Origin of the sequence: Rathayibacter sp. AY1G1 (assembly GCF_002932095.1) — a bacterium.
Classification (GTDB): Bacteria; Actinomycetota; Actinomycetes; order Actinomycetales; family Microbacteriaceae; genus Rathayibacter.
Window position 1 is genome coordinate 21,118 of record NZ_PSUZ01000020.1, and the last position, 20,924, is coordinate 42,041.

Genomic DNA, 20,924 nt, shown 5'->3' on the forward strand with positions numbered 1-20,924 from the left:
CCGGGGTGCGAGCGCGGCCGGGCGGCCCGCTCCGCGGCTCCGAATAGACTGCTCCGGTGACTCGCAGCACCCTCCGCATCGCCTCCGTCAACGTGAACGGCGTCCGCGCCGCCTACCGCAAGGGGATGGGCGACTGGCTCGCCGCGCGCGACGTCGACGTCCTGGCCCTGCAGGAGGTCCGCGCCTCCACGGACGACCTCACCGGGCTCCTCGGGGACGAGTGGGACGTGCTGCACGACGAGGCGACCGCCAAGGGGCGCGCCGGAGTCGCTCTCGCCTCGCGCAGGCGCGCCACGATCCACCGCGTGACCTTCGGCGCCGACGACTTCGACTCGGCCGGACGCTGGCTCGAGGCCGACTACGAGGTCGGCGGCCGCTCGCTCACCGTCGTCTCCACCTACGTCCACTCCGGCGAGGTCGGCACTTCCAAGCAGGTCGAGAAGTACCGCTTCCTCGACGCGATGGAGTCGCGCGTGCCCGAGATCCGGGCGCACAGCGAGCTCGCCGTGGTGATGGGCGACCTCAACGTCGGCCACCGCACGCTCGACATCAAGAACTGGAAGGGCAACGTCAAGAAGGCCGGCTTCCTCCCGGAGGAGCGCGCCTACGTCGACCGCTTCGTCGGCGCCGAGGGCGACCCGGACTACAACGCCGGTGCCGGACTGGGCTGGGTCGACCTCGGCCGCCGGTTCGCGGGCGAGGTGCCCGGGCCGTACACGTGGTGGTCGCAGCGGGGCCAGGCCTTCGACACCGACACCGGCTGGCGCCTCGACTACCAGCTCGCCACGCCCGCGCTCGCCGACCTCGCCCGCAGCTACGAGGTCGACCGCGCCGCCTCCTACGACACCCGCTGGTCCGACCACTCCCCCGTGGTCGTCGACTACGAGCTCTGACCCTCTCCCCCGCGAACCGACCCCTCGAGGCCACCCATGACTCCCAGCACCCCGGGCGCCAAGCCCGTCATCTTCTCCGGCATGCAGCCCTCCTCCGGGTCGCTGCACCTCGGCAACTACATCGGCGCGCTGACCCAGTGGGTCGCGATGCAGGAGGACTTCGACGCCTACTTCTGCGTCGTCGACCTGCACGCGATCACGGTCCCGCAGGACCCGCAGCAGCTCCGCGAGCGCACCCGCGCGACCGCCGCGCAGTACATCGCCGCGGGCATCGACCCCGCGCGCTCGACCCTCTTCATCCAGTCCCACGTGCCCGCTCACGCCGAGCTCGCCTGGGTCCTCAACACCCTGACCGGCTTCGGCGAGGCCAGCCGGATGACGCAGTTCAAGGACAAGTCGGCGAAGCAGGGCGCTGAGGCCGCCTCGGTGGGCCTGTTCACCTACCCGATCCTGATGGCGGCCGACATCCTGCTCTACCAGACGGACGCGGTGCCGGTCGGCGAGGACCAGCGCCAGCACCTGGAGCTCACCCGCGATCTCGCCGCGCGCTTCAACTCGCGCTTCGGCAAGACCTTCGCCGTGCCGGAGCCCCACATCGTGCGCGAGACCGCGAAGATCTTCGACCTGCAGAACCCGGGCGCCAAGATGTCGAAGTCGGCGGAGTCGGATGCGGGCCTGCTCAGCGTGCTCGACGAGCCGAAGGCGACCGCGAAGAAGATCATGCGCGCCGTGACGGACACCGAGTCGGAGGTGCGCTTCGACCGGGCGGCGAAGCCCGGCGTCTCGAACCTGCTGACGATCTACTCGGTCCTCGCCGACCGCTCCGTCGAGTCGCTGGAGCAGGAGTACGCGGGCCGCGGCTACGGGGACCTCAAGAAGGGCCTCGTCGAGGTGGTCGCCGCCACCTTCGACCCGATCCGCGCGCGGACCGCGGAGCTGCTCGCCGACCCGGCCGAGCTCGACCGGGTCCTCTCCCTCGCCGCCGACCGCGCGTCCGAGACCGCGGAGCGCACGCTCACCGCCGTCTACGACTCCGTCGGCCTCCTCCGCCGCGTCCGCTGAGGCGGCCGTGCTGCGGCTCGCGCTCTTCGACCTCGACGACACCCTCTTCGCCCATGCCCGCGCTGTGCGGGAGGGGATCGTCGCGTACGCCGCCTCGCTCGGCGCCGCCTACGCCGGCGAGCCGGCCGACGTGCAGCGCCGCTGGCACCTGCTCGAGGAGGAGCACTACCACCGCTACCTCGCGGGCGAGCTCGACTACGAGGGCCAGCGCCGGGCGCGCGCCACGGACTTCGCCGCGGAGGCCGGAGTCGGGCTGACTCCCGAGGAGGCGAGCTCCTGGTTCCGCGGGTACCTCGAGCACTACGTCGCCGCCTGGACCCTCCACGACGACGCGCTGCCCGTCCTCGACCGGCTCGACGCCGCCGGGGTCCGCCTCGGCGTCATCACCAACGGCGTGCTCGACTTCCAGCGGGGGAAGATCGAGGGCACGGGCCTCTCCGGTCGCTTCGAGCACGTGGTCGCCTCCGGCGACGTCGGCGTCACCAAGCCGGACGCGCGGATCTTCGCGATCGCCTGCGAGCGGTTCGGGGTCTCTCCGGAGGAGGCCCTCTACGTCGGCGACCGGCTCGGCACCGACGCCGTCGGAGCGGCCGCTGCGGGCCTGCGCGGCGTCTGGCTCGACCGCGTCGGCGGTCCCGAGCACGGCCGCGTGCTGCCGCCCGAGGCGGTCGAGCTGGGCGTGCGCCGGATCGGCTCCCTGGACGAGCTGGACGCGCAGCTCGGGCTGTCGGCGGACTGAGGCCCCGCCCGGGTCTGGTCTCGATAAGCCGCCTGCAGCGACTAAGCGACCAGCATGCACGTCCGAATTGCCGGGTCTCGATGAGCCGTCTGCGGCGACCACTCGACCAGCATGGGTGTCCCCGAACCACCCCGTTGCGATAGCCGTTGCGCCGTCGTCGGAACGACGAAGCGCCCCACCCGACCCGAGGGTCGGACAGGGCGCTTCACGTGAACGGACTCACGCCATCCGCTCGTTGCGCAAGGCGAACGGGGAGGACGCGTGTCAGCGTCGTCCCCTAGCCGGACGGAACCCGCTCCCCGAGACGCGACCACCTCGATGAGCCGACCGCGCCGCGGCAGGCAGGGACTGCCGCGGAAGGAACTACTGCACGTCCTCGTCGATCCAGTCGAAGGTCTTGGTGACGGCCTTCTTCCAGAGGCGGTACTGGCGGGCGGCCTCGTCCTGGTCCATCTGCGGGGTCCAGCGCGAGTCCTCCTGCCAGTTCTGGCGCAGGTCGTCGAGGTTCTCCCAGAAGCCGACCGCGAGTCCGGCTGCGTAGGCCGCTCCGAGCGCAGTGGTCTCCGCGACGACCGGTCGGACGACCGGGACGCCGAGGATGTCGGCCTGGAACTGCATGAGCAGGTTGTTGGCGATCATGCCGCCGTCGACCTTGAGCTCCTGCAGGGGGACGCCGGAGTCGGCGTTGACCGCGTCCAGGACCTCGCGGGTCTGGAAGGCGGTCGCCTCGAGCGCGGCGCGGGCGATGTGGCCCTTGTTGACGTAGCGGGTGAGGCCGACGAGGGCTCCGCGGGCGTCGGAGCGCCAGTAGGGGGCGAACAGACCAGAGAAGGCGGGGACGAAGTACGCGCCTCCGTTGTCCTCGACCGTGGCGGCCAGCGCCTCGACCTCGGGGGCCGAGCCGATGAGGCCCAGGTTGTCGCGCAGCCACTGGATCAGCGAGCCGGAGACCGCGATCGAGCCCTCGAGCGCGTAGTGCACCTCGCCGTCGCCGAGCTTGTAGCCGATGGTGGTGAGCAGACCGTTCTTCGAGTGGACGATCTCGGTGCCCGTGTTGAAGATCAGGAAGTTGCCGGTGCCGTAGGTGTTCTTCGCCTCGCCCGGGTCGAACGCCGCCTGGCCGAAGGTCGCGGCCTGCTGGTCGCCGAGGATGCCGGCGATCGGGACCTCGCGCAGCAGCGACGAGGACTCGACGTGGCCGTAGACCTCGGAGGAGGAGCAGACCTCGGGGAGCATCGACTTGGGGACCCCGAAGGCCTCGAGGATGTCGTCGCGCCACTCGAGGGTCTCGAGGTCGAGGAACAGGGTGCGGGAGGCGTTGGTGACGTCGGTCTTGTGGACGCCGCCGTCGATGCCGCCGGTCAGGTTCCAGAGGACCCAGGTGTCCGTCGTGCCGAAGATCAGGTCGCCCGCCTCGGCCTTCTCGCGAGCACCCTCGACGTTCTCGAGGATCCAGACGATCTTGGTGCCGGAGAAGTAGGTCGCGAGCGGGAGGCCCACGATCGACTTGAAGCGGTCCGCGCCCTCGTCGCCGGCGAGGCGGTCGACGATCGACTGGGTGCGGGTGTCCTGCCAGACGATGGCGTTGTAGACGGGCTTGCCGGTCGTCCTGTCCCAGACGACAGCGGTCTCGCGCTGGTTGGTGATGCCGACGGAGGCGATGTCGTGGCGGGTCAGGTCGGCGCGGGAGAGAGCCTGGCCGATCACCTCGCGGACGTTGTTCCAGATCTCGATCGGGTCGTGCTCGACCCAGCCGGCGCGCGGGAAGATCTGCTCGTGCTCCTTCTGGCCGGTGGAGACGATCGATCCCTTCTTGTCGAAGATGATCGCGCGGGACGACGTGGTCCCCTGGTCGATAGCGATGACGTAGTCAGCCATGAATGATTACTCCTTCGTAACGGGGGTGAAAGGAAGCGCGGCGGTCTAGAGGACCGGGAGCAGCACGAGCGAGGCGAGGCCCGCGAGCACTCCACCGACGATCGGGCCGGCGACGGGCACCCAGGCGTAGCTCCAGTCGCTCGAGCCCTTGCCCTTGATCGGCAGGAGAGCGTGCGCGATGCGGGGGCCGAGGTCGCGGGCGGGGTTGATGGCGTAGCCGGTCGGGCCGCCGAGGGAGGCGCCGATCGCGATCACCAGGATGGCGACGGGCAGCGCGCCGAGCGCGGCCAGACCGCCGTCGCCCTGACGTCCGCCGCCGAAGCCGATGACGACGAAGACGAGGACGAAGGTGCCGATGACCTCGGTGACGAAGTTCCAGCCGTACGAGCGGATCGCCGGGCCGGTCGAGAAGACGCCGAGCTTGTTCGCCGCGTCGGGCTCCTCGTCGAAGTGCTGCTTGTAGGCGAGCCAGCAGAAGACGGCACCGAGGATCGCACCGATCATCTGGGCGAGGATGTAGACGAGGATCGAGACGATGTTGACGGGCACGCCGGATCCGAACTCGGTCGCTCCGCTCGCGACGAGGCCCAGGGTGACCGCGGGGTTGAGGTGCGCCCCCGAGTTGTACGAGACGATCACACCGGCGAAGACCGCGAAGCCCCAGCCGATGTTGACCATGAGGGTTCCGCCGTTGAGACCCTTGCTCTTCACGAGCGCGACGTTGGCGACGACACCGCAGCCGAGGAGCACGAGCATGGCCGTTCCCACGACTTCGGCGAGGAAGACCACTCCGAGATTGTCCACGTTGACCTTTTCCTTTTCGTAAGACGGACGCGCACAGGCGTCCGCGGCGGGCTTCGATGCCCGACGGTGTGAAGTTATCGGCGCCCTGTCCTAGCGACAAGGAACGGCGCGTGCACGTTTGTGCGTTGTCACGACGGAAGCCCCGGTCGAGGTGGTCCTCGGTCCGGGGCTTCCGTCGATCCGCGCCTGATCGCCGATCAGGAGGCGGGCACGGCCGTCGGGGTCTGCACCGAGGTGCCCCCGACGTCGACGCCGTTGTACTCCTTGAGGTGCGCGATGGTCGCGTCGACCTCCGACGCGCGGGCGGCGTCGTCCCAGCCCAGCACGGCGCCCGTGTGCTCGGCGAGCTCCTCGAGGAGCTCGCGGCTCAGGCCGCCCGTGAAGGCGTGGTTGGTGCGGCGCATCACCAGGTCGATGAGGTGCACCACGCTCTCGCGCTGGGCGAGGTAGCGGATCTCACCGGTGGTGAAGTCCTTGTCGAAGTCGAGCGCCTCGTCGTGTCCGTCGGCCAGGGCCTCGATGACCTCCTGCGCGCGGGTGCCGTAGCGCTCGAGCAGCTGGCCCGTGCGGGCCGAGGAGAGCCCGGAGCGGTGCTGGCTGATCCACTGCGCGCGGGACGCGTCGGTGCGCGGGAAGCCCTTGCCGCCTCCGATGGGGGTCTTCACGGTGGAGACGCGACGGGTCACGCCGATCCGCTTGAAGACCTCGTTCGAGAGGTGCTCCGACAGGGCGCGGAACGTCGTCCACTTGCCGCCGACCAGGCTGAGCACGGGCGAGCCGTTGCCGGGGAGCGTCGAGGGCTCGATGCGGTAGTCGCGGGAGACGAAGCCCGGGGCCTCGTCGTCGTGGCGGGGCAGCGGGCGGATGCCGGAGAACTTGAAGACGATCTGCGAACGGTCCACGCGGATGGCCGGGAAGACGTGGTTGACGAGCTCGAAGAAGTAGTCGATCTCCTCCTCCGTGCACACCGCCGGCTTCGTGGGGTCGGCGTCGATGTCGGTCGTGCCGACCATCACGCGGCCCTTGAGCGGGTAGATGAGGACGATGCGTCCGTCGCTGTGCTCGAAGAACATCTCGCGACCCTCGCAGGCCTCGACCAGCTCGGGGTTGTCGAGCACGATGTGCGAGCCCTTGGTGCCGCCCATGAATTTCGTGGACGTGCCGAGGGCCGTGTTGGTGAAGTCGGTCCACGGTCCGGAGACGTTGACGACGACGTCCGCCGCGAAGGTGAACTCCTCGCCGGACTCGCGATCGCGGAGGACGACGCCCTTCTCGTCGGCGCCGACGGCCTCGACGTAGTTGGCCGCGCGGGCCTTCCTGCCGCCGATCAGCGCGTCGTGGAGCACGTCGAGCGCGAGGCGCTCGGGCTCGTGCACGGAGGCGTCGAAGTAGGTGGCGGTGTACTTGATCTTCGGGTCGAGCTTGGGGAGCTCGTTCAGCGAGCGCTTGCGCCCGTGGAACTGGTGGCGCGGGACCGTGCCGCCGTCGCGGGAGAAGAAGTCGTACATCGTGAGGCCGACCTTGATCAGCAGCGCACCGCGCTCCTGCGGCTTGCCCGACTTGTGGGTCAGGAAGCGCAGCGGAGCCGCGAGGATGCCCGAGAACGTCGAGTAGATCGGGATCGTCGTCTGCAGCGGCTTCACGTAATGGGGAGCGATCTTCAGCAGGCCGTTGCGCTCGTGCACGCCCTCGTTGACGAGTCGGAACTCGCCGTTCTCGAGGTAGCGGATGCCGCCGTGGATCATGTGGCTCGAGGCGCTCGAGGCACCGGAGACGTAGTCGCCGCGCTCGACGAGGGCGACGTCGACGCCGTTGAGCGCGAGCTCGCGGAAGGTCCCGATGCCGTTGATGCCACCGCCGATGACCAGGACCGTGGCGCGGGGGTTGTCGCGGAGAGCAGCGACGCTCTCGCGCAGAGCGGAGTTTCCGGGAGTTCCGTCGGACTGTGCCACTTCGTACTCGCCTTCGTGTCGTAGGGGTGTCGTCGAGGCCTCCGCACCAGCGTGCACCGGGGAGATGACCGATTGATTTCGCGGAGGAATACAGCCATCCTTGACCCGACAACACATCCGGTCAAGACGGGTGGAAATCCGTGCAGGGAGCGCTATGACCCCGGTGAGACCGGTCGTCGAACTCGACGAGACGACCCACGCGACCCATCCCGACAAGACGCGGGACGCGCTGCGTGCGGCCCAGCTGTACTACATGCAGGATCTGACGATGGACGCGATCGCGCACGAGCTGCACACGTCGCGCTCCTCCGTCTCGCGCCTGCTCTCGCACGCCCGCGCGACCGGCCTGGTCGACATCCAGATCCGCTCCCCCCTCGACCGGGCGAGCGCCCTCTCGGCCGAGGTGCGGTCCCACTTCGACATCACGGCGCACATCGTGCCGGTGCCGGACCACACCAGCGAGATCGACCGGCTCGAGCGGGTCGCCCTGTCCGCAGCGAGGATCCTCGGGCAGTTCATCGACTCGAACATGATCGTCGGCATCGCCTGGGGCTCCACGATGAGCGCGATCAGCCGCCACCTGATCGCCAAGGAGACGCACAACACGCAGATCGTGCAGCTGAACGGCGCCGGCAACACCGAGACCACGGGCATCAACTACTCGAGCGAGATCCTCCGCCGCTTCGGTGACGCCTACGCGGCGAAGGTCCAGCAGTTCCCGGTGCCGGCGTTCTTCGACGACCCGACCACCAAGCAGGCGGTGTGGCGCGAGCGCTCCACCCGACGGGTCCTGGAGCTGCAGCAGCGGATGGACGTGGCGCTGTTCGGGCTCGGGTCGCCGTTCGCGGCGGTCCCCTCGAAGGTCTACATCGGCGGCTACCTGGAGCCGAGCGACTTCACCTCGCTCAGCGGCTCCGGGGTCGTCGGCGACGTCGCGACGGTGTTCTACCGGTCCGACGGCAGCTGGGACGACATCCCCATGAACGAACGTGCAAGCGGTCCGGACCTCTCCACGGTGCGCCGCGCGTCGCGCCGGATCTGCGTCGTGTCGGGCGCCTCGAAGCTGCCGGGCCTGCGCGGCGCCCTGGCGGCCGGCCTCATCACCGACCTCATCCTCGACGAGGGAACGGCCCGCGCCCTCATCTCGGACTGACGACTCCCGCCCTTCCGCGGGACGCGCTCGGGTACGCGGCACGCCGACCCAGGCGCACCGGAGCGGCGTCTCGCGGGAGCGGTCAGGACTCGCGGGCGTGCGCGTCGAGGAACTCGTAGACCTCGGCGTCGTCGATGCCGGGGAAGGTCCCCGACGGCAGCGGCGCGAGCACGTGCGCGTGCAGGCGCGCGCTCGGCCAGGCGTTGCCGTCCCAGCGCGCGGCGAGCTCCGACGGGGCGCGTCGGCAGCAGGACTCGTCGGGGCAGCGGGAGAGCTCGCGGCGGTCGGTGTCGCGGCCTCGGAAGAAGCGGGCCTCGGCGAACGGGACACCCACGGTGATCGAGAACTCCTCGGTGGCGGTCGTGCCGGTCTGCGACGCCGACCAGAAGGTCCCCGCCGGGGTGTCGACGTACTGGTAGTACTCCGTCGTCCGGTTGGTCCGGGTGAACGCGGAGCGCGCCGACCAGTAGCGGCAGACCACCTGGCCCTCGACGGCCCCGGTGACGTCGGTCGGCAGCGGCAGCCCGTCGTTCTCGTAGGCCTTCTGGATCGAGCCGTCTCCCAGCACCCGCAGGAAGTGCATCCGGATGTCGAGGTGCGAGGTGAGCAGGTTCGTGAAGCGCAGGGCGGCGGCCTCGTGGGTGACGCCGAAGCCGTCGCGGAAGTCCTCCACCGAGATGTCCCGCTCGCGCTTCGCCTCCTGGAGGAACGCGACCGCCGGCTCCAGCGGCATCAGGCACGCGGCGGCGAAGTAGTTGATCTCGAGGCGCTGGCGGAGGAAGTCGGCGTAGGTCACCGGCCGCTCGTGCCCGAGGAGGCGGTGCGCCATCGCCTGCAGCGCCAGCGCCCGCAGGCCGTGCCCCCCGGGGATCGAGGCGGGCGGGAGGTAGATCCTGCCGTTCGCGAGGTCGATCACCGAGCGGGCGGAGTGCGGCAGGTCGCCGACGTGGATGATCTCGAAGCCGAGGTGCCGGGCCATCTTCGAGACGGAGCTGTGGGTCAGTGCTCCTCCGCGGTGCCCGACGGTCCGGAGCATCTCGCCCGCCACCTCCTCGATCTCGGGCAGGTAGGAGCTGCGCTCGCGCAGCTGGAGCCGCTGGGCGGTGTTGGCCCGGCGCGCCTCCTCCGGTGTGGCACTCGCCTCGCTCCGGCGACGGGCGAGCTCGCGGTAGACGCCGAGGAACGCCTCCAGCACGGGCGTGCTCAGCCCCTTGTTGACCTTGAACTCGGGCAGGCCGAGCGAGCGGTACAGCGACCCCTTCTGCACGCGCGCCAGCTCGATCTCGAGCGCGGCCCGCTCGCTCGGCGGCTCGTCCGAGAGCAGCGCCGCCAGCTCGACGCCGAGCGCGGCCGCGAGGCGCTGCAGGAGGGAGAGGCGCGGCTCGCGGCGCCCCGTCTCGATCAGCGAGAGCTGGCTCCCCGACACGTCGACGCGCTCGGCGAGCTGCCCGAGGGTCAGTCCGCGCCGGGTGCGGAAGTGGCGCAGGCGCTGCCCGAGCAGCACGGCGTCGGAGCCCGGGGCGGGCGTCGAGGGATCGGTCACGGCGAGCTCCAGCGATCGGTTGTGACGGAAGCGCAAAAAGGTGGTTTCTTGACCGCCTGAGCGCCGGGAATACCTCCCGATCCTCCTCCATCCTGGCTTCAGGCGCCACTGAGCGCCCCTCCCGGCCCGGCCGGCCTCTTCCTGGCTGCGGCCGGCGACTCCCCACCCCCGTCGACGACGACCACCGAAAGCGGAGCCAGCATGAGCATCTACAGCAACACCGTCCGACTCGAGCCGAGCACCATGACCGCGCCGACGTCCGTCCCCGCGCCCGTCGTGCCGCCGGCGCCCCTCGCCCTCCGCCGCTGGGTGCGCGAGACCGCCGCGATCCTCAAGCCCGACGCGATCGAGTGGAGCGACGGCTCCCCCGGGGAGTGGTACCGCCTCACCGAGCGGCTCGTCGCCTCCGGCACGCTCCTCCCGCTCAATCCGGAGTGGCGGCCCGGCTCGTTCCTGGCCCGCACCGACCCGGACGACGTCGCCCGGGTCGAGGACCGCACCTTCATCTGCACGACCGACGAGGCCGACGCGGGACCGACCAACAACTGGCGCGAGCCCGCCGCGATGAGGGCCGAGCTCGCTCCCCTCCTCGACGGAGCGATGCGCGGACGGACGATGTACGTCGTCCCGTTCTCGATGGGGCCCGTCGGCGGTCCGCTCTCGCAGCTGGGCGTCCAGGTCACCGACTCGGCCTACGCGGTGCTGAACCTGCGGATCATGGCGCGCGTGGGCTCCGAGCCGCTGGCCGCCTTCACCGAGGAGACCCCGTTCGTCCGCGGCGTGCACACCGTGGGGCTGCCCCTCCGCGACGCGGACGGCGTCACCCGCGAGGACGTCGCCTGGCCGTGCAGCCCCGTGAAGTACATCACCCAGTTCCCGGAGACGCGCGAGATCGTCTCGTACGGCTCCGGCTACGGCGGCAACGCCCTGCTGGCGAAGAAGTGCTTCGCCCTGCGCATCGCCTCGGCGATGGGGCGCGAGGAGGGCTGGCTCGCCGAGCACATGCTGCTGATCCGCATCGTCTCGCCCGAGGGACGGCGCTACCACGTCGCCGCCGCCTTCCCGAGCGCGTGCGGCAAGACCAACCTCGCGATGATGCAGCCCGCGATCCCCGGCTGGCGGGTCGAGACGCTGGGCGACGACATCACCTGGATGCGCCGCGGGGAGGACGGACGCCTCTGGGCGATGAACCCGGAGACGGGCTTCTTCGGCGTCGCTCCCGGCACCGGGGAGAGCTCGAACCCGAACGCCGTGCAGACGCTCTGGGGCAACACGATCTTCACCAACGTCGCGCTCCGCGAGGACGGCGACGTGTGGTGGGAGGGCCTGACCGACGAGGTACCGGAGCGGCTGACCGACTGGCGCGGGCAGCCGTGGACGCCGGCGTCCGGCACGCCCGCCGCGCACCCCAACTCCCGCTTCACCGCGCCGGCCGCGCAGTGCCCGTCGCTCTCCGCCGACTGGGACGCCCACGAGGGCGTGCCGCTGGACGCGATCGTCTTCGGGGGCCGACGGGCGAGCAACGTCCCGCTGGTCACGCAGGCCACCTCGTGGCAGCACGGCGTCTTCCTGGGTGCGACCGTCGCCTCCGAGAAGACCGCGGCCGCGGAGGGCACGGTCGGGGAGCTGCGCCGCGATCCGTTCGCGATGCTCCCCTTCTGCGGCTACAACATGGCCGACTACTTCGCGCACTGGCTCGCGATCGGCGCCGAACTCGGCGATGCGGCGCCGGCCGTGTTCCAGGTCAACTGGTTCCGGAAGGACGCGGACGGCGAGTTCCTCTGGCCCGGCTTCGGCGAGAACGCGCGGGTGCTGCAGTGGCTCGTCCGCCGCCTGGAGGGGCTGGCGGAGGCGCGGCGGAGCCCCCTCGGCGACCTGCCGCTCGCGATCGACACGCACGGGCTCCTGCTCTCCGCGGCCCAGAAGGAGGAGCTGTTCTCCGTCCCGGTCGAGGCGTGGCTGGAGGAGTGCGCGCTCACGGAGGAGTTCTTCACGCGGTTCGGCGACCGGCTGCCGCCCGAGCTGTCCGCCGAGCTCCAGGCCCTGCGGCTCCGGCTCCTCGCCGAGAAGCTGCCGCTGGCGGCCTGATCCCCCTGACCGAGCCGGCTCCTGCCGGACACCCCTGTGGCCCGCGGGCGGATCATCCCCCTTTCCTCGCACCCCCGCGGGTCCACTCCCCCCTTCCGCTCCCACGACGACGGGCACCATGACCGACCGCATCACGCTCCGCTTCCTCGCCGCCCCGCAGGACGCCACCGCCGACGGCCGCAGTGCCCAGGCCGGCCGCGTCCTCGAGTGGATCGACAAGGCCGGCTACGCCTGCGCCGTGGGCTGGAGCGGCGGCTACTGCGTGACGGCGTACGTCGGCAACGTCCACTTCACCCGGCCCATCTCGGTCGGCAACCTGATCGAGGCGACCGCCCGCGTCATCCACACCGGGCGCACGAGCATGCACGTGCTGGTGCAGGTCGCGCAGGCGGATCCGCGGACCGGCCTCTACGAGGACGCCACGCACTGCCTCCTCGTGTTCGTGGCCGTCGACGACGAGAAGAGGCCGCGGTCGGTCCCGGAGTGGCGGCCCCGCTCGATCGAGGACCTGTCCCTCGCCGAGGGCGCCGCCGCGCGCATCGAGGGCCGCCGGAGGCTGCACGACGTGATGCGCGCCCAGGAGTACACCGAGGAGGGCACCGGTCCGCGGATCGTGTTCCGCTTCCTCGCGGCACCGGGAGACGTCAACTGGGGCGGCAACGCCCACGGCGGGATCGTGATGCGCTGGATCGACGAGGCGGCCGACGCGGTCGCACAGCGCTGGACCGGCCGCGACGCGGTGGCCGTCTACTCCGGCGGGATCCACTTCTACCGTCCGGTGCGCATCGGGCACCTCGTCGAGGTGGAGGCGCGCCTCATCCACACGAGCGCCCGGAGCATGCACCTGGCGGTGCACGTGCGCTCCGGGGACCCGCGGACCGGCGAGCTGGAGCTGACCACGCAGTGCCGGAGCGTCTTCGTGGTGCGGGGCTCCGACGGGGCGGCCGAGCCGGTCCCGCCTCTCGAGCCGCGGACCGAGGAGGACCGGCGTCTGGACGCCCATGCGCGCGAGCTGATCCTCCTGCGCGCGGCGCTGCCGCCGCTCCCGCTCGCGGGGACGGCCGGCGCTAGGGTCGGAGCGTGAAGCTGCCGATCCTCGTCCTCAACGGCCCGAACCTGAACCTGCTCGGCACCCGCGAGCCCGAGCTCTACGGCTCGGACACCCTCGCTGACGCCGAGGCGCTGGCGGCGGAGGCGGCCGAGCGGCACGGCTTCACGGTCGAGACCTTCCAGAGCAGCTCGGAGGGCGCGATCGTCGACCGGCTGCACGCGGCTCGCGGCTCCGTCTCGGGAGTGGTGCTCAACGCCGGGGCGTACACGCACACGTCGATCGCGATCCGCGACGCCGTCCTCGCGACCGAGCTGCCGATGGTCGAGGTGCACGTGAGCAACGTGCACCGGCGCGAGCCGTTCCGGCAGCACTCCTACCTCTCGGACGTCGCGATCGCCGTGATCGTCGGCGCGGGGATCGCCGGCTACGGCTACGCGGTGGACGTGCTCGCGCGGGCAGCGGAGAAGCGATGAGCGGCCTCGGACGCTCCTTCGGCAGCGCGGTCGACGCCTACGACCGCGGGCGGCCCGGCTACCCCGACGACGCCGTCGACTGGATCGTGGGGCACGCCCCCGCGCGGGTGGCGGGCGCCTTCATCCCGGAGCGGGCCCGCGCGGCGGGAGCCGACGCCTCCGATCGGCTGCGCGCCGTGGACCTCGGCGCGGGAACGGGCAAGTTCACCGCGTCGCTCGCGTCCCGCGGCCTCGCCGTGACCGCGGTCGAGCCCGACGCGGAGATGCTCGCGCGGCTCGCCTCGAATCTGCCGGGGGTCCGCCCCGAGGAGGGGACGGCCGAGGCGATCCCCGCCGCGGACGCCTCCGCGGAGCTCGTCACCGCCGCGCAGTCGTGGCACTGGGTCGACGCCGAGCGCGCGGGAGCCGAAGTCGCCCGCGTCCTGGTGCCGGAGGGCGTGCTCGCGCTGGTGTGGAACATCCGCGACGAGTCGGTCCCCTGGGTGCGCCGGCTCGGCGAGGTCGCCGGAGCCTCCACCGCCGAGCGCTTCGAGACACTCCGGCCGCCGCTCGGCTCCGCTCTCGAGCGGGTGGCGTTCGCGGCCTTCGAGTGGTCCTTCGAGCTGGACCGAGCCGGGGTGCGGGACATGTTCGCGTCCCGCAGCTCCGTCATCGCGATGCCCGAGGAGGAGCGCGCCGCGGTCCTCGCGGCGGTCGACGCCGTGGTGGACGAGGAGTCGGGCGGGAGCGGGACCGTCGCGATGCCGTACTCGACGCGCGTGACGATCGCGCGCCGCTCCTCCTCCGCCTGACTCCGCGCCGCGCGCCGCGGACCGCCCCGCCCGCCGACTACCCTCGGAGGGCGCCGCACCGGCGTGAGCACCGAGAGCACGAGGAGAGACGCACGTGAGCATCATCGCCGCCGCAGACGGGTCCGCACTGGGCAACCCCGGCCCCGCCGGCTGGGCCTGGTACGTCGACGACGAGCGCTGGGCCGCGGGCGGCTGGTCGCACGGCACGAACAACATCGGCGAGCTCACCGCGGTGCTCGAGCTGCTGCGCGCGACCGCGCAGGAGGAGGAGCCGCTGCACATCCTCTGCGACAGCCAGTACGCCATCAAGGCCTGCACCGAGTGGCTGCCGGGCTGGAAGCGGAAGGGCTGGCGCAAGGCCGACGGCAAGCCGGTGATGAACGTCGAGATCATCAAGGCGCTCGACGAGGAGCTGCAGGGCCGGGCGGTCACCTTCGAGTGGGTGAAGGGGCACGCCAACCACCGGATGAACGAGGCCGCCGATGTCCGTGCCCGGAGCGCCGCGACCGCCTACCAGCGCCGGCAGCCCGTCGACGCCGGACCCGGATGGCCGACGGCCGCCGCCGCGCCCGCCGCGGCCCCCGTCGAGGACTCCGCCACCCTCTTCTAGCCGCGTTCCCCCTTGGGCAGCCGCAGCAGCCCCGTCGCCACCAGCTCGCGCACCCGCGGCAGCACCGAGTCGGACACCGCCTCCTCCTCGACCTGGAGGAGCGAGGCGACCGCCGCCGCGATCGCCGCCACCGAGAGCTCGCCGTCGCAGGCGCCGACCACGGCGGCGAGCGCCGTGTCGACCTCCTCGACCCGGGCGAACCCGCCGCCCTGGCGCAGCCGCAGCACCGTCGGATCGTCGTTGCCCGGCCAGTAGTGCCGTTCCTCCGTGACGTCTCCGGCGACGACCAGGGCGAGACCCGCCAGAGCGCGATCGTCGAGCGACGCGAGGGCCTCGGCCGCGTCGAGGCAGGCGGCGAGGTGGCCGCCCAGGCCCGCGGTCGCGACCGGCGTGGTGATCCGCTCGAGGCGGCGGATCGGCGGGCGGGGCTGCTCGGGCAGGCGGAGCGTGACGTAGCCGAAGCCGACGCCGGTCACCCCGCGCCGCTCGAAGTCGGTCAGCCAGGCGTCGACCAGCGCGTCGAACGCGGGGCCGCGAGTCGTGCCGCCGTCCCGGATCCAGGTCTCGGCGTAGACCGCCGGATCCTGACGCTCGCGCTCCACGACCCAGACGTCCAGAGGAGAGGCGGTCCCGCCCATCCAGGCGTCGAGCCCCTCGGGCCCCGCCTCGAGCGCCTGCTCCAGCGGGCTGCGGGCGTCGGCGAGCCAGTCCGCGATCCGGTCGAAGGCGTCCGCGCCCTCCCGGTACTCCCAGTTCCCCAGGAGCTGCGCGACACCGCCGGGCACCAGGTGCTCGGCGGCTCCGAGGATGACGCGGCGCACGATCTCGTCGCCCTCCAGCCCGCCGTCGCGGTACTCGTAGGAGGGGACGCCCTCGGCTCGCGGCGTGATGACGAACGGCGGGTTCGTGACGATGTGGTCGAAGCGCTCCCCCGCGACCGGCTCGTAGAGGCTGCCGCGGCGGAACTCGATGTTCTCGATCCCGTTGAGCGCCGCGGTGAAGGAGGCGAGCGCGAGCGCGCGCTCGGAGATGTCGGTGGCGACCACCTGCTCGGCGTGGCGGGAGGCGTGCAGCGCCTGGATCCCGCAGCCGGTCCCCAGGTCGAGCACGCGGCCGACGGGCCGCTGGATCATCAGGCCGGTCAGCGTGAGGCTCGCGCCGCCGACGCCGAGCACGTGGTCCTCGTCGAGCGCGCGGCCGAGGGCGAGCTCCCCGAGGTCGGAGGCGATCCACCAGGAGGCCGCGCCGCGCTGGTCGACCACGTCGTAGGGGCGCAGGTCGAGGGCCGCGGTGACGACGGCTCCGGCCTCGACGCGCACCAGGCCGAGCTCCACCGCCCCCTCCAGCGCGAGAGCGCCGAACGCCTCGTCCGCGTCGTCCGCCGAGACGGGATCGGCCAGGAGGAACAGGCGGGCGAGGGTGGCCAGCGCGTCGTGGTCGCCGCTGCGCTCGAGGGCGCGGCGGGCGGGGACCCGGTCGCCGCGGTGCAGCGCCTCGGCCGCTTCGTCGCCCCAGAGCCCCCGCACGGCGTCCACGCCGTAGCGGGCGCGGATCAGATCGTCGCGCAGGAGGGCGATACGGGCTCGGTCGAACGGGTCTGCGGAGAACACCGCTCCATCCTCCTGCACACGGGTCGGCCACCGGGGCCGCCGCGGCCGTACGATCGGAGGCATGCCGCTGACCGGAGAGTACGAACCCAGCACGTCCGAGTGGGCCCGCGAGCAGGCGGAGCTCTACGAGCGGACCGGCGGAGCCGAGGGGAACCTCCTCCGCGGCCGCCCCATCATCGTCCTGACCACCGTCGGCTCGAAGAGCGGGAAGCTCCGCAAGACCGCGCTGATGCGCGTCGAGCACGAGGGCGAGTACGTGGTCGTCGCGTCCAAGGGCGGCGCGCCCGAGCACCCCGTCTGGTACGGCAACATGCTCAAGGAGCCGCACGTCGAGCTGCAGGACGGGCCAGTGAAGAAGGACTACGCCGCGAGCGTGCTCGAGGGCGATCTGCGCGCGGCCTGGTGGGAGCGCGCGGTCGCCGCGTGGCCGGACTACGCCGAGTACCAGACGAAGACCGAGCGTCAGATCCCGCTCGTGCTGCTCACTCCCTGGTCCTGAGCGCGGCGGGCGGCTCGGCCCGTCGCTGAGGCGGCCGTCCTCCGGTCGCGGTCGCGCCGCACGGCAGGCGCCTCACGTGGGCGGCGAGCCCAGCGGATCCCGTCCGGCCTCAGACCCGGGCCGCGATGAGGTCGAGCACCTTCGGGCTCGAGAGCAGCGCGAAGTGGCCGACCACCGAGACCGCGATGTTCTCGCGCGCCCCGGCGAGGCGGCTCCCTCCGGGGATGTACTGGTCGCGCATCCCGTAGATCGACGTGATGCGCGCGTCGGCCTCGCGCTCGGCCAGCAGGGTGCGGATCAGCGGGCGGTGGGGCGCGAACTCCCGGAGCGCCCGCGCCGGGGCGATCCGTGCGAGCGACGAGCCGTTGAACGGGGTCGAGACGGCGATCATCCGCTCGATCCGCCCGTCCTCGCGGTCGTCGACGACCATCATGTGCTTGCCGATCAGGCCGCCCTTGCTGTGCGCGACGACGACGACTCCGCGCAGATCGTGCTCGCGCAGGTAGTCCTGGCCGAGTCCGGCCGACGCGACGATCGGCCGCGTGTTGTAGCCGAGCGCGGGCAGCACGTGGATCGGATGGCCCGCCGCGTGCAGCCTCTCGGCGATGGGCCGGAGGAACTGCCACGTCTCGTAGATCCCGGGGATGAGCAGCACCGGAGCGCCGTCGCCGGACGCATACCGCGACACGTCCCAGCCCTCCCGCAGGTGCACGAAGCGCGAGCCGTAGGCGTAGCGGTAGTCGCGGAGGTACGCGCGCCGCAGCGAGGTCGAGCGGCGCGGGCGGGCGGAGTCACGCGCCGGCATGGGCCCGCTCCAGCTCCGCGATGTCGAGGCGGCTCATCGCGAGCATCGCCTGCAGAGCGCGCGCGGACGCCTCGGGGTCGGCGCCTCCGAGCAGACGCGGGAGGACCTCCGGCACGATCTGCCAGGACAGCCCCCAGCGGTCGCGGAGCCAGCCGCACCGGCTCTCCTCGCCGCCGTCCGCGATCAGGGCGTCCCACAGCCGGTCGAGCTCGGACTGGTCGCCGACGGTCACGACGATCGAGACGGCCTCGGTGAACGGGAACCGCGGCCCGGCGTTGATCGCCTGGAACCGCTGCCCGTCGAGCTCGAACGTCACCGACAGCACCTCGCCGGGCGACGGGGAGCCCTCCGGCAGCACCTGGCTTCCGGTGATTCGCGAGTTCGGCACCAGCTCCGTGTAGAAGCGCGCCGCCTCCCCCGCGCCGTCGTCGAACCAGAGGAAGGTGCTGACCGCGCCCATCGGAGTCTCCGTCCTGCGCGGGAGGGTCTCCGCGGCTCCCTCAGTGTGCCGCGGTGGCGCCCTCCCCGCGACGGATCACAGCGGGTTGACGCCGAACGCCGTGGCCAGCTTGTCGATCTTCTTTGCGCGGCCCAGCCGGGGCAGGTCGCTGCCGTCGCGGATGACGCGGCCGCGGGCCTCGAAGTCATCGAGGAAGTCGCGGGCCCAGGCGACGTCGGACGGCGTCGGGCTGATGACCTCGTTGATCACGGCGAGCTGCTCGGTGTCGAGGCAGAGCTTCCCGGTGAGGCCGAGCGAGACCGTGAGCGCGGACTGCTCGCGCAGCACGGGGTGGCTGTTCGAGACGGTCGGGCCGTCGATCGGGCCGGGCAGGTCGCCGATGCGCGAGGCGACGACCAGGCGCGAGCGCGGGTAGGCCATCGCGAGGTCGTCGGCGCTGGTGCCCGTGTCGCGGCGGTAGTCGCCACTGCCGAACGCGAGGCGGAAGGTGCCGCGGGCGCGGGCGATCGAGACCGCCTCCTCGATGCCGAGGGCGGACTCGACCAGGGCGAGCACCGGGGTGGAGCCGCCGAGGCGATCGAAGGTCTCGGTGACGTGCTCAGCGGCCTCGGTCTTGGCGAGCATGACGCCGGCGAGGCCGGGCAGGCCCTTCAGCGCGTCGACGTCGTCGGACCAGAACGGGGTGGAGTGGTCGTTGATGCGGACCCAGGCGCGCTTCTCGCCGGTCAGCCACTCCGCGACGTCGGTCCGCGCGTCGGGCTTCGCCTTGGGGTCGACCGCGTCCTCGATGTCGAGGACGATCTGGTCGGCGCGGGACGCGTGCGCGGCGTCGAACGTCTCGGTGCGGGTGGCGTTCACCAGCAGCCAGGAGCGCGCGATCTCGGGGGCGACGTCGCGCCCCTTCCGCTTCGCGATGGCGGTGGTGGTGGTCTCGGGCAACGTCACGTTCGGGTCCTCTCGGTGGCGCGGTCCTCGCTCCGCGGACGCCACCGCTCTGCGACGGCGCCGGGGACAAGGGTAGCGGCTCCCCGTCGGCGGGGCTCCGGGCACTCCGGCGTCTCTCCACTCCGGGGCTGCGACGCCCCGAGCGCTCCGGATCATCGGCCCTCCGGGCGCTCCCACAGCGTCAGCACCGTTGTCGGCACCCGGATCCGCTCGCGCGCGACGAACCCCGCCTCAGCGAGCACCGTGTCCGCCTCGCCCTCCGGCAGCGCCTGCCAGACCCGGTCCTCCCCGGCGAGCGCGGCGAGCAGGGCCTCGCCCTCCAGGAGCACGTCGGAGTACGTCCCCGTCGTCCCGTACGGAGCGGCGAGGGCGACGTCGTCCACGCCCGCGAACGCCTCCGGGTAGGCGGCGAGCGCCAGCCGGGGCCGGAGCGAGACCGTCCCGGAGGAGCCGAGGAGGACGGCGTCGCCCGGACGGGCCCGCTCCTCGACGGCGGCCGCCAGACCGCGGAGATCCTGCCCGGCCGGCTTCCCGGTGACCGTGCGCATCTGCACCAGGACCGGCAGGGCGGCCACCGCGATCAGGGCGAGGAGGGCGACGCCCGTCCGGGCCCTGAACGAGTCGAGCGCGAGGCCGAGGAGGACCGCGAGGGCGGGCGTGCTCGACGCGAGGTAGCGCGGAGTGAACATCGGCTCGACGAGGAGGGTCCCGAGCACCAGCACCGCCGTCGGCAGCACGATCCAGAGGACGAGGGCCGGCAGGAGCGGCCCGCGCAGGCCGCCCCGCACCGCGGCGACCGCGAGGAGCGCGACGGCGATCCCGGCCAGCCACCACGCGGATCCGAAGAACGGCTCGACCAGGACGGTGAACGCGGTCACGGGCTGCAAGCGGAGCCAGCCGACCTGGCCGCTCTGCCCTGCGGCGAGGAGCAGCACCGGCACGGCGCCCAGTGCCGAGAGGGCGCTCGCCGGGAGAGCCCGCACGGCACCCCGGGGCGCCGCGGCCGCGGCGAGAGCGACGAGAGCCGGCAGCACCAGCACGGAGTAGAGGAACACGGCGTTCGCCAGACCTGCGACGGCCGCGAACGCGGTCCAGCGCAGGGCGCCTCCGGAGCGGGCCGCCCGCACGACGAGGACCGCCGCTCCCACCACGAGCGCGGTGGCCAGAGCGGAGGATCGCGCCTCGGTCCCCGAGAACGAGGACCGCGGGAGCAGCACGAGCACCGCGGCGGCGAGGAGTGCTGCCCGGGGCCGGTCGAACGATCGCAGCAGGACGACGACGCCCGCCGCCGCCGCTCCCGTGGCGAGAGCGGACGGCGCGCGCACCGAGAGCTCCGACTCCCCGGCGATCGCGATCCAGCCGTGCATCAGCAGGCCGTAGACCAGGTGCACCGCGTCCTTCTCCTGCACGAAGGCGAGGAGCTCCCCCACCGGGAGCCGCGCCAGGCGGAGGGTCGCGGTCTCGTCGTTCCAGTAGGAGGGGATCCAGGAGCCGACGAGGGTCAGCGCGGTGGCGAGGGCGAGGACCGCGCTCGCGGGCAGGGTCCGGAGCGCGCGCATCCCGCCAGC

General features: G+C 72.3%; 19 protein-coding genes. 10 read left to right on the plus strand and 9 right to left on the minus strand.

The window, feature by feature from the left end; all coding sequences use genetic code 11:
- The first annotated feature begins 56 nt into the window (after window positions 1-56).
- The 3 genes from C5C36_RS12005 to C5C36_RS12015 are packed head-to-tail and all read left to right on the plus strand — an operon-like array spanning window position 57 to window position 2,694.
- Window positions 57-893 (plus strand): exodeoxyribonuclease III, encoded by an 837-nt coding sequence (locus C5C36_RS12005; RefSeq protein ID WP_104309800.1) that lies wholly within the window; start codon window positions 57-59, stop codon window positions 891-893.
- Window positions 894-929: 36 nt separating this feature from the next.
- Complete coding sequence (trpS, locus tag C5C36_RS12010; protein WP_104309801.1) at window positions 930-1,955, plus strand: tryptophan--tRNA ligase; 1,026 nt, start codon at window positions 930-932, stop codon at window positions 1,953-1,955.
- A 7-nt stretch (window positions 1,956-1,962) separates the two neighbouring features.
- Window positions 1,963-2,694, plus strand: coding sequence for an HAD family hydrolase (locus C5C36_RS12015; protein WP_104309802.1), 732 nt, complete (start codon window positions 1,963-1,965; stop codon window positions 2,692-2,694).
- A 363-nt stretch (window positions 2,695-3,057) separates the two neighbouring features.
- On the opposite strand, the gene glpK is transcribed toward C5C36_RS12015, so the two are convergent.
- The 3 genes from glpK to C5C36_RS12030 form a co-directional block, all read right to left on the minus strand.
- Window positions 3,058-4,572 (minus strand): glycerol kinase GlpK, encoded by a 1,515-nt coding sequence (glpK, locus tag C5C36_RS12020; protein ID WP_104226427.1) that lies wholly within the window; start codon window positions 4,570-4,572, stop codon window positions 3,058-3,060.
- A gap of 45 nt (window positions 4,573-4,617) precedes the next feature.
- A complete protein-coding gene (locus C5C36_RS12025) occupies window positions 4,618-5,328 on the minus strand; it encodes an MIP/aquaporin family protein (protein ID WP_374952909.1) in 711 nt (236 codons plus the stop codon).
- 245 nt (window positions 5,329-5,573) lie between these two features.
- Window positions 5,574-7,328 carry a glycerol-3-phosphate dehydrogenase/oxidase gene (locus C5C36_RS12030; RefSeq protein WP_258061232.1) on the minus strand — a complete coding sequence of 585 codons (1,755 nt, stop codon included), beginning with the start codon at window positions 7,326-7,328 and terminating at the stop codon, window positions 5,574-5,576.
- A gap of 154 nt (window positions 7,329-7,482) precedes the next feature.
- Here C5C36_RS12030 and C5C36_RS12035 point away from each other — a divergent pair, with 154 nt between their 5' ends.
- Window positions 7,483-8,481: a sugar-binding transcriptional regulator gene (locus C5C36_RS12035; protein ID WP_104223198.1), complete on the plus strand. Its 999-nt coding sequence runs from the start codon at window positions 7,483-7,485 to the stop codon at window positions 8,479-8,481.
- A gap of 82 nt (window positions 8,482-8,563) precedes the next feature.
- Here C5C36_RS12035 and C5C36_RS12040 read toward each other — a convergent pair whose 3' ends face one another.
- On the minus strand, window positions 8,564-10,024 hold the full coding sequence (locus C5C36_RS12040) for a helix-turn-helix domain-containing protein (protein WP_104223199.1): 1,461 nt from the start codon (window positions 10,022-10,024) through the stop codon (window positions 8,564-8,566).
- Window positions 10,025-10,267: 243 nt separating this feature from the next.
- Between C5C36_RS12040 and C5C36_RS12045 the strand changes: the two genes are divergently transcribed.
- The 5 genes from C5C36_RS12045 (at window position 10,268) to C5C36_RS12065 (ending at window position 15,037) form a co-directional block, all read left to right on the plus strand.
- Complete coding sequence (locus C5C36_RS12045; RefSeq protein WP_104309816.1) at window positions 10,268-12,112, plus strand: phosphoenolpyruvate carboxykinase (GTP); 1,845 nt, start codon at window positions 10,268-10,270, stop codon at window positions 12,110-12,112.
- A 118-nt stretch (window positions 12,113-12,230) separates the two neighbouring features.
- On the plus strand, window positions 12,231-13,196 hold the full coding sequence (locus tag C5C36_RS12050; RefSeq protein ID WP_104226429.1) for an acyl-CoA thioesterase: 966 nt from the start codon (window positions 12,231-12,233) through the stop codon (window positions 13,194-13,196).
- A complete protein-coding gene (gene aroQ, locus C5C36_RS12055) occupies window positions 13,193-13,636 on the plus strand; it encodes a type II 3-dehydroquinate dehydratase (RefSeq protein ID WP_104238317.1) in 444 nt (147 codons plus the stop codon). Before C5C36_RS12050 ends, aroQ begins: the two co-directional genes overlap by 4 nt.
- Window positions 13,633-14,427 (plus strand): class I SAM-dependent methyltransferase, encoded by a 795-nt coding sequence (locus C5C36_RS12060; protein ID WP_104263194.1) that lies wholly within the window; start codon window positions 13,633-13,635, stop codon window positions 14,425-14,427. The genes aroQ and C5C36_RS12060 overlap by 4 nt, the downstream gene beginning before the upstream one ends.
- A gap of 94 nt (window positions 14,428-14,521) precedes the next feature.
- Complete coding sequence (locus C5C36_RS12065) at window positions 14,522-15,037, plus strand: ribonuclease H (protein WP_104263193.1); 516 nt, start codon at window positions 14,522-14,524, stop codon at window positions 15,035-15,037.
- Here C5C36_RS12065 and C5C36_RS12070 read toward each other — a convergent pair.
- A complete protein-coding gene (locus tag C5C36_RS12070) occupies window positions 15,034-16,647 on the minus strand; it encodes a methyltransferase (RefSeq protein ID WP_258063665.1) in 1,614 nt (537 codons plus the stop codon). The genes C5C36_RS12065 and C5C36_RS12070 overlap by 4 nt on opposite strands.
- Window positions 16,648-16,708: 61 nt before the next feature.
- On the opposite strand from C5C36_RS12070, the gene C5C36_RS12075 reads away from it, so the two are divergent.
- Entirely contained in the window at window positions 16,709-17,146 is a 438-nt protein-coding gene (locus C5C36_RS12075; protein ID WP_104223205.1) for a nitroreductase family deazaflavin-dependent oxidoreductase, read from the plus strand.
- 109 nt (window positions 17,147-17,255) lie between these two features.
- On the opposite strand, the gene C5C36_RS12080 is transcribed toward C5C36_RS12075, so the two are convergent.
- The 4 genes from C5C36_RS12080 to C5C36_RS12095 all read right to left on the minus strand — a co-directional run bounded on the left by C5C36_RS12080 (window position 17,256) and on the right by C5C36_RS12095 (window position 20,915).
- Window positions 17,256-17,951 (minus strand): triacylglycerol lipase, encoded by a 696-nt coding sequence (locus tag C5C36_RS12080; RefSeq protein ID WP_104223206.1) that lies wholly within the window; start codon window positions 17,949-17,951, stop codon window positions 17,256-17,258.
- Complete coding sequence (locus tag C5C36_RS12085; protein ID WP_104263191.1) at window positions 17,938-18,411, minus strand: VOC family protein; 474 nt, start codon at window positions 18,409-18,411, stop codon at window positions 17,938-17,940. The genes C5C36_RS12080 and C5C36_RS12085 overlap by 14 nt, the downstream gene beginning before the upstream one ends.
- 75 nt (window positions 18,412-18,486) lie before the next feature.
- Window positions 18,487-19,350 carry a CoA ester lyase gene (locus C5C36_RS12090; RefSeq protein WP_208543400.1) on the minus strand — a complete coding sequence of 288 codons (864 nt, stop codon included), beginning with the start codon at window positions 19,348-19,350 and terminating at the stop codon, window positions 18,487-18,489.
- A gap of 158 nt (window positions 19,351-19,508) precedes the next feature.
- Window positions 19,509-20,915, minus strand: a complete 1,407-nt coding sequence (locus tag C5C36_RS12095; RefSeq protein WP_104263190.1) for a glycosyltransferase family 39 protein — start codon at window positions 20,913-20,915, stop codon at window positions 19,509-19,511.
- Between the last annotated feature and the right edge of the window lie 9 nt (window positions 20,916-20,924).

Coding starts and splice junctions, on each gene's coding strand:
- glpK (WP_104226427.1), bottom strand. CDS start 4,572: ATGGCTGACTACGTCATCGCTATCGACCAGGGGACCACGTCGTCCCGC.
- trpS (WP_104309801.1), top strand. CDS start 930: ATGACTCCCAGCACCCCGGGCGCCAAGCCCGTCATCTTCTCCGGCATG.
- C5C36_RS12045 (WP_104309816.1), top strand. CDS start 10,268: ATGACCGCGCCGACGTCCGTCCCCGCGCCCGTCGTGCCGCCGGCGCCC.
- C5C36_RS12095 (WP_104263190.1), bottom strand. CDS start 20,915: ATGCGCGCGCTCCGGACCCTGCCCGCGAGCGCGGTCCTCGCCCTCGCC.
- C5C36_RS12050 (WP_104226429.1), top strand. CDS start 12,231: ATGACCGACCGCATCACGCTCCGCTTCCTCGCCGCCCCGCAGGACGCC.
- C5C36_RS12060 (WP_104263194.1), top strand. CDS start 13,633: ATGAGCGGCCTCGGACGCTCCTTCGGCAGCGCGGTCGACGCCTACGAC.
- C5C36_RS12085 (WP_104263191.1), bottom strand. CDS start 18,411: ATGGGCGCGGTCAGCACCTTCCTCTGGTTCGACGACGGCGCGGGGGAG.
- C5C36_RS12035 (WP_104223198.1), top strand. CDS start 7,483: ATGACCCCGGTGAGACCGGTCGTCGAACTCGACGAGACGACCCACGCG.
- C5C36_RS12080 (WP_104223206.1), bottom strand. CDS start 17,951: ATGCCGGCGCGTGACTCCGCCCGCCCGCGCCGCTCGACCTCGCTGCGG.
- C5C36_RS12025 (WP_374952909.1), bottom strand. CDS start 5,328: ATGCTCGTGCTCCTCGGCTGCGGTGTCGTCGCCAACGTCGCGCTCGTG.
- C5C36_RS12075 (WP_104223205.1), top strand. CDS start 16,709: ATGCCGCTGACCGGAGAGTACGAACCCAGCACGTCCGAGTGGGCCCGC.